The 10,107-nt window shown below is 70.4% G+C and carries 9 protein-coding genes and 1 pseudogene; all 10 read left to right on the top strand.

The window, feature by feature from the left end:
- Positions 1 to 19: 19 nt before the first annotated feature.
- Positions 20 to 1,171 carry an acyl-CoA dehydrogenase family protein gene (locus tag ACXAHD_RS15910; RefSeq protein ID WP_281555182.1) on the top strand — a complete coding sequence of 384 codons (1,152 nt, stop codon included), beginning with the start codon at positions 20 to 22 and terminating at the stop codon, positions 1,169 to 1,171.
- 13 nt (positions 1,172 to 1,184) lie between these two features.
- Positions 1,185 to 2,246: an acyl-CoA dehydrogenase family protein gene (locus ACXAHD_RS15915; RefSeq protein ID WP_475051422.1), complete on the top strand. Its 1,062-nt coding sequence runs from the start codon at positions 1,185 to 1,187 to the stop codon at positions 2,244 to 2,246.
- An 80-nt stretch (positions 2,247 to 2,326) separates the two neighbouring features.
- Positions 2,327 to 3,454 carry an LLM class flavin-dependent oxidoreductase gene (locus ACXAHD_RS15920; RefSeq protein WP_475051423.1) on the top strand — a complete coding sequence of 376 codons (1,128 nt, stop codon included), beginning with the start codon at positions 2,327 to 2,329 and terminating at the stop codon, positions 3,452 to 3,454.
- Positions 3,451 to 4,470 (top strand): LLM class flavin-dependent oxidoreductase, encoded by a 1,020-nt coding sequence (locus tag ACXAHD_RS15925; protein ID WP_281555179.1) that lies wholly within the window; start codon positions 3,451 to 3,453, stop codon positions 4,468 to 4,470. Before ACXAHD_RS15920 ends, ACXAHD_RS15925 begins: the two co-directional genes overlap by 4 nt.
- Positions 4,467 to 6,071 carry a class I adenylate-forming enzyme family protein gene (locus ACXAHD_RS15930; RefSeq protein ID WP_281555178.1) on the top strand — a complete coding sequence of 535 codons (1,605 nt, stop codon included), beginning with the start codon at positions 4,467 to 4,469 and terminating at the stop codon, positions 6,069 to 6,071. The genes ACXAHD_RS15925 and ACXAHD_RS15930 overlap by 4 nt, the downstream gene beginning before the upstream one ends.
- Positions 6,072 to 6,082: 11 nt before the next feature.
- Positions 6,083 to 7,060, top strand: coding sequence for an LLM class flavin-dependent oxidoreductase (locus tag ACXAHD_RS15935; protein WP_281555177.1), 978 nt, complete (start codon positions 6,083 to 6,085; stop codon positions 7,058 to 7,060).
- A gap of 15 nt (positions 7,061 to 7,075) precedes the next feature.
- Positions 7,076 to 8,047, top strand: a complete 972-nt coding sequence (locus ACXAHD_RS15940; protein WP_281555176.1) for an enoyl-CoA hydratase/isomerase family protein — start codon at positions 7,076 to 7,078, stop codon at positions 8,045 to 8,047.
- Positions 8,048 to 8,055: 8 nt separating this feature from the next.
- Positions 8,056 to 9,039, top strand: a complete 984-nt coding sequence (locus ACXAHD_RS15945) for an LLM class flavin-dependent oxidoreductase (protein ID WP_281555175.1) — start codon at positions 8,056 to 8,058, stop codon at positions 9,037 to 9,039.
- A complete protein-coding gene (locus tag ACXAHD_RS15950) occupies positions 9,036 to 9,371 on the top strand; it encodes a VOC family protein (RefSeq protein WP_281555174.1) in 336 nt (111 codons plus the stop codon). Before ACXAHD_RS15945 ends, ACXAHD_RS15950 begins: the two co-directional genes overlap by 4 nt.
- A 157-nt stretch (positions 9,372 to 9,528) precedes the next feature.
- Positions 9,529 to 10,107 (top strand): annotated as a pseudogene (locus ACXAHD_RS15955) (hypothetical protein); the annotation flags it as partial.

Below are 10,107 nucleotides of genomic sequence, written 5' to 3' on the forward strand. Positions count from 1 at the left end.
GACGACAGGGGAGCCTGCCGTGGACTTCGATGACAGTGACAGCGACCTCGCGTTCCGGCGCGAGGCCGGCAGTTGGCTCGACGACGCGCTGCGCGACGTGCCCGATCAGGAGGAGCTGTCCCAGACCGAGCGTGAGCACTGGTCACGGGTGTGGCAGGAGCGGCTCTGCGCCGGCAACTGGGCCGGGTTGTCCTGGCCGGTCGGGCACGGCGGCCGGGGGATGGACTCGCTGGCGCAGGCGGTCTTCAACGAGGAGGCGGCGGTCCGGGGCGCGCCGTACCCGCTCAACGGCGTTGGCATGATGCTGGCCGGTCCGACGATCATCGCGCACGGCAGCGACGAGCAGCAGGCCCGGTACCTGCCGGGAATCCTGCGCGGCGAGGAGTACTGGTGCCAGGGCTTCAGCGAGCCAGGCTCCGGCTCCGACCTGGCGAGTCTGCGTACCGCCGCGACCCGGGTCGACGGCGGCTGGCTGATCAACGGCACCAAGATCTGGACCTCCAACGCGCACAACGCCTCCCGGTGTCTGCTGCTGGCGCGGACCGACCCCGAGGAGACCCGGCACCGGGGCATCACCTACTTCCTGGCCCCGATGGACCGGTTCACCGTCCGACCACTGGTGATGATCAACGGGGACACCGAGTTCAACGAGATGTTCCTCGACGACGTGTTCGTCCCCGACTCCGACGTGCTCGGCGGGGTCGGCAACGGCTGGAAGGTCGCGCTCACCACGCTCGCCTTCGAACGCGGCAGCATGGCGCTGAACCTGTGGGTGTGGGCCCGCCAGGCGGTGGACCGGGTCGTCGATCTGGCGATCGCGCGGGGACTGGCCGACGACAGCACCGTCGTCGACACGATCGGCGCGCTGCAGTGCGACGCCGAGGCGGTCCGGATCGGGTCGATGCGGATGCTGGCGGAGAGCCGTGCCGGTGGCGTCCCCGGCCCGGAGACGTCGGCGCTGAAGAGTCTGTGGGCCGGCGTGGTGCAGAACGCGAACCGGCTCGCGGTGCAGCTCGACGAGGCTGGCGGTGTGCTGCTCGACGGTGCCGGTGCCGCCGCCCGGATGCACCGCTACCTGCGTGCCCGCGCCCACACGATCGAGGGCGGCACGGAGGAAGTCCAGAAGTCGATTCTCGCGGAGCGGGTGCTGAACCTGCCCCGTTCACGTTGAGCGGAGTGGCCGCGTGCACGCGACATTCACCCAGGAACAGCAGGAGATCGGCGAGACCGTCGCGGCCCTCGCCAAGGCGCAGACCGGCGCGGCGCGAGCCGCGCTGTCGGCCGGTTGGCAGCCCTGCGCCGCGGACGGACCGCTGCTGCGCGACTTCGGGCTGCTCGGCGTGCCGGAGTCGGCCGGTGGTGTCGGATCGGCGCTGATCGACCTGCTGGTCGCCGTAGAGGTGCTCGGTGAGCACCTGGTCCCGAGTCGGTTCGCGGCCCACGCGGGTGCCGTACAGCTGCTCTGCGGCGACGACCGACGGTCGGTGCCGCTGCCCGACGAGATCCTCGACGGCCGCCGGGTGCTCACTCCGGCGGTCGACGTGCCGTCCACGCCTGGTTGGCCGGACCGGTCGGTGCCGGATCCGCTGGTGCGGACCCTGGTGCCGTACGCCGCTCAGGCGGACGGGTTCGTCGTCGCCGGTCCCGACGGGGTCTGGGTCGCCGGCGCCGCCACGGTCGCCGAGCGGGCCGAGGTCACCGAACGGCGGTCGTTCGACCCGTCGGTACCGCTGTCGGACGTGTCGCTGTCCATGCCGCAACGGCTCGATCCGGTCGGCACCGGGTTGTGGCGGGCGACCCTGGTGGTCGCCGCCGAGTTGTGCGGCGTCGCGCAGGGCGCGATCGAGCTGGCCGCCGAGCAGGCCCGCACCCGGATGCAGTTCGGCCGGGTGATCGGGTCGTTCCAGGGGGTGGCGTTCCAGCTGGCTGAGGCCGCCACCACGCGCAAGGCAGCGTGGGACCTGACGCTCTACGCCGCCTGGGCGGTCGACAACCATCGTCCGGACGCCGGGATCCAGGTGCACGCCGCCAAGGCGGCGGCGGGGAAGGCCGCGGTCTTCGCCGCCGAGCGGGGAATCCAGGTGCACGGCGGGATGGGTATCACCATGGAAGCGGATCCGCATCTGTTCCTGCGTCGGGCGTTGGTGCTCGACGCCCGGGCCGGCCGTGGCCGATGGCACCGGCACCGGGCCGGCGCGCTGCGGGTCGAGGCGCGCCGGGTGGGTTCGGGGCACCGTACGGACTAGTGCGCTGACCTGCGCAGACCTTGCAGTGACAGAAGCGCAGCGGTAACATACCGGCTGGTCGGAATAAACGAGGAGTGGTCGTGAAGTTCGGAATCATGAACCTGTTCCCGGTGGCCGACGGGGCATCGGACCATCAGGTGCTACGGGAGACTCTCGACGAGATCCAGCTGGCCGACGAGCTCGGCTTCGACTCGATCTGGTTGGCCGAGCACCACTTCTCGAAGTACGGCATCCTCGGCAGCCCGGTCAACTTCGGCATGGCCGTCGCCGAGCGGACCAGCCGGATCACGATCGGCACCGCCGTGCTGGTGCTTCCACTGCACCACCCGCTGCGGCTGGCCGAGGACATCGCGGCGCTCGACGTGCTCAGTGGTGGTCGGGTCACCATCGGGGTCGGCCGTGGCTACCAGCCGGCCGAGTTCGCCGGCTTCGGGATCGCCCTGGCCGAGTCGAAGCAGCGCTACCAGGAGACCCTGGAGGTGCTGCGGTTGGCGCTGACCCAGGAGAAGTTCTCCTACCACGGCGAGATCTACCACTTCGACGACGTCACGACCTACCCCCGGCCGTTCACCCCCGGCGGTCCGCCGATCCTGCAGGGCACGGTATCCCCGGACAGCTTCCGGGAGCGCGGCGCGGTCGGCGAGCCGATCATCACCTCACCGAACTTCACGCCGTTGGGCATCATGCAGAAGAACTTCAGCCTCTACCGGCAGAGCATGCAGGCCAACGGTTTCGATGTCACCACCTACGAACTGCCCTTCATGCAACAGGTGTGGTGCGGTGACGGCGAGGACGGCCTGCGTGAAGCCGCCTCGGCGGCGATGAACTACTACAAGTCCGTCGGCAAGGTGATCCCGGGTTCGGAGGAGGCGATCGAGCAGGAGCGGTCCTACTACGCGGCGGTCGCCAAGAACATCGAACTGCTGACTCTGGAGCAGACCCTGACCCACGGCGGCAACTTCGGCTCGGCGCAGCGCGTCATCGAGACCATCGAGATGCTGCGCGAGCAGCTCGGCATCAACCACTACATCGGCTGGCTGCGCATCCCGTCGCTCGACCGGCGGAGCGCGCTGGAGTCCATGGAGGAGTTCGCCACCAAGGTGATCCCGCACTTTCGCGCGGCGGACCAGACGGGCCGCCGGACCGACGGCCACGACCCGGCCGATGACGTCTTGACGACCTCCGCCGCCCAGGCGGTCATCGGATGAAGGTCAGCTGTTTCCTCAGTGCCCAGTTCGATCCGTCGACCAGCGCCTCCGACGGTATCGACCAGGTACTGGACCAGGCCACCGCCGCCGAGGCGGCCGGCTTCCACGCCGTCTACCTCGGCCACCACTTCCTCGCCAGGTCCGCGTTCGTCCAGCCGGTGCCGCTGGCCGGCTACCTCGCGCGGGCGACCACCCGGGTACGCATCGGCTTCGGGGTGCTGCTCGCACCGCTGCTGAACCCGGTCGCGCTCGCCGAGGACCTCGCCTCCCTCGACGTGCTCTGCCGGGGACGGTTGACCGTCGGCGTCGGTGCCGGCTACCGCAAACGGGAGACCGCCGCGTTCGGCGTGGAATGGACCGACCGGCTGCGCCGACTACGCGAGTACGTTCCGATCCTGCGGGCGCTGTGGAACGGCGAGACGATCGACATCGCCGGCAGCTGGGGCGAAGTCCCCGGCGCGTCGCTGGCGCTGCGCCCGGTGCAGCCCGGCGGCCCGCCGCTGTGGATCGGTGCGTTCGCCGAGCCGGCGGTCCGCCGCGCCGCCCGACTGGACGCGCCGTGGCTCATCGGCCCCAAGGGCACTGACGCGGAGCTCGCCCGACTGCTCGGCGTCTACCGGGGCGAACTCGTCGACCGCGGCTTCACCCTCGACCGTGAGTACCCGATGAGCCGGGAGGCGTTCATCGGCGACAGTTACCCCGCCGCGGTCAAGGCCGTCCGACCGCATCTGCAGCGCCAGTACGCCGGATACCGGTCCTGGGACGGCGCCCAGTCCCTGGACATCGACCGGTATCTGGCGCAGGACTGCCTGGTCGGTTCTGCGGACGAGATCGTCGACAAGCTGCGGCGTTGGGAGGCCGAACTCGGCATCACCGAGGTCTCGCTGCGGCACCAGTTCGTCGGCGCCAGCCAGGCCGAGGCGATGGAGCAGCTCGCCCGCTTCGGTGCGGAGGTCGTCCCCCGACTCGCCGGGCCACGACCCGCGTCGCCAGCCGCGCCGGAGGTCGCCCGATGAGCACCGACCCAGTGATGGCCCCACCGGACGCCGACAATCTGGCCCGCGTGTTGGAACGGCGTCGCGCCGACCGCACCGACGTCGTCGGCCTGTACGGCGAGGACGGTCGGTCGTGGACGTTCGACGAGATCGACCTGCTCGCCGGTGGGGTGGCCGTGGCACTGCGGGCCGAGGGCGTGAGCGCCGGCGACCGGGTGGCCTGCTACCTGACCAACGGCCCGGACATCGTCTTCTTCCTCTTCGGCTGCTGGAAGCTCGGCGCGGTCCCGGTCACCGTCAGCAGTTTGTACAACGCGGCCGAACTCGCCGAGTCGCTGGCCAAGACCAGCCCTCGGCTGCTGCTCGTCGACGGGCGCAGCCCGGACGTGGTCGCCGAACTCGCCAGCGCCAGAGCCGGCGTCGCGATCCGCCGCGTCGCGCAGCTGCGCCCTGCGACCGGTGGCGTCGGGGAAGCGGACGTCGAGCCGCTGCCCTGGCGTCGGCAGGTCCGGGTGCCGGCAGTCGACGTCGACCCGCAGGCCGAGGCCTGCGTGCTGTTCACCGGCGGGACGACCGGCCGGCCGAAGGCGGTCAGCGTCACCCACGGCGGGACCCGCGACTCGCTGATGCGGCTGGCCTGCGTCGCCACCGGCACCGACGCCGAAGGCACCGCCCCGGCGGCGGCCAGGCCGAACCTCATCGCCCTGCCGCTGTTCCACAGCGGCGGTCAGCACTCGCTGCTGTTCGCCTTCTTCGTCGGTCGTCCGGCGGTGGTCTGGGAGAGGTTCGGCGTCGACCGGCTCGCCGACCTGATGGACCGGTTCCGGTTCGACAACTTCTTCTTCCTGCCCACGATGGTCTACGACATCGTGTACGCCGAACGGGACCTGCCCTTCGACGGGGTCAAGTCCGTCCTGGTGGCCGGTCAGGCCATCTCGTGGTCGCTGCGCCGAGCTTTCGAGGAGCGGTACCAGGTGCCGATCCTGGTCAACTACGGATCGACCGAAGCCGGGCACATCGCCGGCTGGACCGGACGGGACATGAAGGCCGGCCGCTGGAAACCCGGCTCCGCCGGGCGGGTCTACCCGGGGGTGGAGCTGGAGATCCGGGACGAGACCGGTGCCGCCCTGCCAGCCGGCCGACAAGGCGAGGTGGTGGTCCGCTCCGCGTTGACCAAGGGCTATGTCGACGACGACGCCGCGTCCCGCGAACTGGTCCGGGACGGCTGGGTGCACACCGGTGACATCGGCTACGTCGACGACGACGGGGTGCTGTTCCTGGTCGGCCGGAAACGGGACATGATCAAATGCGGTGGCTTCCAGGTCTGGCCCGAGGAGATCGAGGACGAGCTGCGCAGGCATCCGCTGGTCAGCGACGTGCGGGTGCTCGGGCGACCGGACGACCGGCTCGGCGAGATACCGGTCGCCCTCGTGGTGCGCAGGACCGACGACGCGGTGACCGACACCGAACTCTCCCAGCGCCTCGTTGCGTACGCCCGGGACCGGCTCGCCCACTTCAAGACGCCCCGCCGGATCGAGTTCGTCGCCGCACTGGAACGCAGCGCCACCGGCAAGATCAGCCGAGCGACGCCGGCCACGACGCGGGCGGGTGCGTCCGGATGAGGTTCGGCATCATGGCCTCGCACCAGTATCCGCACGGCGACGACCTCGGTGGGCACCTGGCCGAGCTGTTCGGCACCGTCGAACTCGCCGCTGAACTGGGCTACGACTCGGTGTGGACGATCAACCACTTCCAGTCGAACCTGGCCACCCCGCAGCCGATCTCGATGCTGGCCAGCCTCATTCCGCGCTCCGGTGACATGCTGCTCGGCACCGGCATCCTGCTGCTGCCGATGTTCCACCCGGTGCACGTCGCGGAGGAGTTCGCGACCCTGGACCACCTCTCCGGTGGGCGGGTGGTCCTCGGCGTCGGCGCCGGGTACCGGGACAACGAGCTCGCCGCGTTCGGGATCGACCCGCAGACCCGGTTCCGGCGTTTCGACGAGAGCATCCGGCTGATCCGCGCGTTGTGGACCGGGCGGCCGGTCACCCGGGACGGCGAGTTCTACCCGCAGACCGAGGCGACCATCGGCGTCGCGCCGCTGACCCCGGGCGGACCACCGATCTGGATCGGTGCCGGCGGCAGGAAAGCGGTCCGCCGGGCCGCCCGGCTCGGCGACGCCTGGTACGCGCCGGGCAACTCACCGAGCCGCCGGTTCCTGCCCGAGCATCGGGCCGTCTACGAGGAGGCGTTGGCCGAGTACGGCCGGGACCCGACGACAGTGCAGCGCCCGGTCGGGGTCGAGCTGTACTGCGCGCCCAGCACCGAGCAGGCCGTGGCCGAGGCACTGCCGCACGCCCGGCGGGAGTACGCCACCTACGCCGAGTACCCGGCGCTGCGCTGGCAGCGGGACCGCTTCGACGAACTGGTCCGCAACACGCTGCTGCTGGGCTCACCGGACTTCCTCATCGAGCGGATCTCCGCCCTGCGGGAGCTGGGGTTCGACCACGTCATCTTCCGCCCCGGTTGGCTCGGCATGCCGACCGGGAAACTGCGCGCCTCGCTGCGGCTGTTCGCCGCCGAGGTGATGCCCGCCTTCCGTGCCAGCTGACCTAAGGAACTCGCCGTGAAGAAGACCGAAGCCGAACTTCTGGAACAACAGTGGGACGTCGAGAACATGGAGGTCGACCCCGAGGTCCTGGCGAAGTACGTCCGGTACGACGTCGACGAGCAGCGGTCGGTCGCCACCATCACCTTCGACCGTCCCGAGCGGCTCAACGCCATTCCGGTGGCCGCCTTCGAACGCGTCGGCGACCTGGTCCGCGAGGCCGAGACCGACGACCGGGTCAAGGTCATCGTGTTCAAGGGCGAAGGTGAACACTTCGGCACCGGCGCCGACGCCGCCGAACTCGGGCACTACATCGGCTACCGGACCGGCACCGACAAGGCATCGCGGCGGCGGCCGGCGCAGCGGCAACGCATCCTGCCCGACCGCAACGTGCTCAGCTCCGGATTCACCCGTCCGATCATCGAGTCGCTCAAGGCGACCATCTGCCAGGTGCAGGGGTACTGCTACGGCGGCCATTTCCAGATCGCGCTGTCGGCTGACATCGTCATCGCCAGCCCTGACGCCCGGTTCACCCATCCGGCGTTCCGTTACCTCGGTCCCGCCCCACAGGACATGTACCACTGGATCGAGAAGGTCGGCCTGACCACGATGAAGGACGTCATGCTGACCATGCGGGCCATCGGTGCCGAGGAGGGCGAGCGCAAGGGCCTGGTCACCAAGGTGGTCGAACGTGACGAACTGCAGCGCTGGGTCGACGACTACGCCGACGCGATCGCGGTCATGCCGCTGGACTCGCTGATGATGGGCAAGTCGATGATGCAGTTGGTCATGGAGGCCCGGGGCAAGGGCCTCGGCGCGATGACCGGCTGGGTCGGGCACGGCTGGGCGACCAACGTCAGTTTCGACGACGGGGACTGGAACTTCCTCAAGGAGCGCCGGGAAAAGGGCATCGGCCGGGCGCTGGCCGACCGGGACCGGCTGGTCGCACCGTACTTCCGGCTCAGCGACACCCGGTCGCGCGAGAAGTAGGCGCGGTCGTGAAGTTCGGCATTCTCCTCGACCATCAGTACGAGCTCGGCGACGACCTGCAGCGGCGGACCGGTGAGACGGTCGAGTACGTCCAGCACATCCGCGACCTCGGCTACGACTCGGTGTTCGGCATCCACCACTATTTGTCGTCGCTGGCCACACCCCAGCCGATGCCGCTGCTGAGCCGGCTCGTCGAGCACTCCGGCAGCATGCAGATCGGCACCGGCATCCTCATCCTGCCCCTTGGACATCCGGTGCACTGGGCCGAGGAGATCGCCACGATCGACCAGATGTCCGGCGGCCGGTTCGTCCTGGGCATCGGCTCCGGCTACCGCGACGCCGAGTTCTCCTCGTTCGGCGTCGACCGGCGTACCCGGGTGTCGCGGATGAACGAGGCGCTGGCGGTGATGCAGCGGTTGTGGACCGGTGAGCCCGTCCACCACCAGGGGCGGCACTTCACCCTGGACGGGGTGCGGTGCAGCGTACTGCCGCGGCAGCGGCCGCACCCGCCGGTCTGGGTCGGTGCCAACGGCCCGACCGGCATCGCCCGGATCGCCCGTCAGGGCCTGCCGTGGCTCGCCCCGTCCAACGTGCGCCGCAACTGGGCCGTCGGAAACCTGACCGAATACCGGGAACAGCGCCGCGCGGCTGGTTTCGACGACGACAACGCGGTCTTCCCGATCCACCGGGACCTGTGCGTCGCGGACTCCGCCGACGCTGCGCACGCCATGGCGGGCGACGCGGTCCGCCGATCGTACGGCGAGTACGTCCAGTACGGCATGGACTACTTCGAGTCCCAGTGGGAGGCGATCAAGGAGAAGGCGCTCTTTTTCGGCTCGCCCGACGACATCGCCGCGAAGATCTCCGACTTCGCCGCCGCCGGCTTCAACCACTTCGTCTTCCGCGCCCAGTGGCTCGGACTGCCGATCGAGCGGTCCGTCGAGATCGTCGAACGGTTCGCCCGCGAGGTGATGCCGAGGTTCCGGCGGTGAGGATCGGCCACGTCATCGTTGCGGCCGGGGACCTGGCCGCGCAGGTCGACTTCTACACCCGGCTCGGGCTGACGGTGCGGTTCCGCGACGGCGACCGGTACGTCGCGCTCACCGACGGGACGGTGACCATCGGCCTGGCCGCCGGGTCACAGCAGCCCGTCGCCGGCCGCACCCTGCTCAGCGTCGAGGTCGACGACCTCGACAGCTGCGTCGCCGAGTTGACCGCGGCCGGCGCGTCCGTCGGGGAGCCCGTGTCGGGCCCGCACGAGCGGCGGTCGGTGGTCGTCGACCCGGGCGGCGTCCCAGTCGTCGTCTACGAACGACGGACCTGACCGGCGAGGCGGTGCCGGCCCGGTGGGTGCAATCGCACCGTTCGCGGAAGCGGCACTTCGCTGAGCTCCGGCGCCCGTCCGTCGCCATCGCCAACGGCGCCCCGAACGGGCCCGGCTCCACCACCTCCCAGATGCTCACCCGGTCCAACGACTGGCCGTGGCGGAGAACGCCCGGCCGGGCAGCAAGTACTACGACAAGCTCGACACGACAAAGGTCGCCGTCGCGGGCTTCTCCTGCGGCGGGCTGGAGGCCTACGCCGTCTCCCACGACCCGCGCGTCACCACCACCGGCATCTTCAGTAGCGGTCTGCTGAACGACGCCGACGACTACCAGCTCAAGAGACTGACCGAGCCGGTCGCCTACTTCATCGGCGGGCCCAGCGACATCGCGTACCCGAACGTCATCGACGACTGGGGCATGCTGCCGGCCGGGTTGCCCGCCTTCACGGGCAACCTCAGCATCGGGCACGGTGGCACCTACGACCAGCCCAACGGCGGCGAGTTCGGTCGGGTAGCGGTGCTCTACCTCAAGCGGCACGCCGGCCTGCACCGCCGCATGCACCGTGCAGGACCGGTGGAACAGCGGCTTCGACGCGACCGTCACCTGCGCCGGAACCTGTTTTCACCACCATTGACGGATCTACCGGGGGGGGGGGGGGGGGGGGGGGGGGGGGGGGGGGAGGGGGGGGGGGGGGGGGGGGGGGGGGGGGGGGGGGGGGGGGGGGGGGGGGGGGGG

This window comes from Micromonospora sp. ABR4_055 (genome assembly GCF_056160425.1).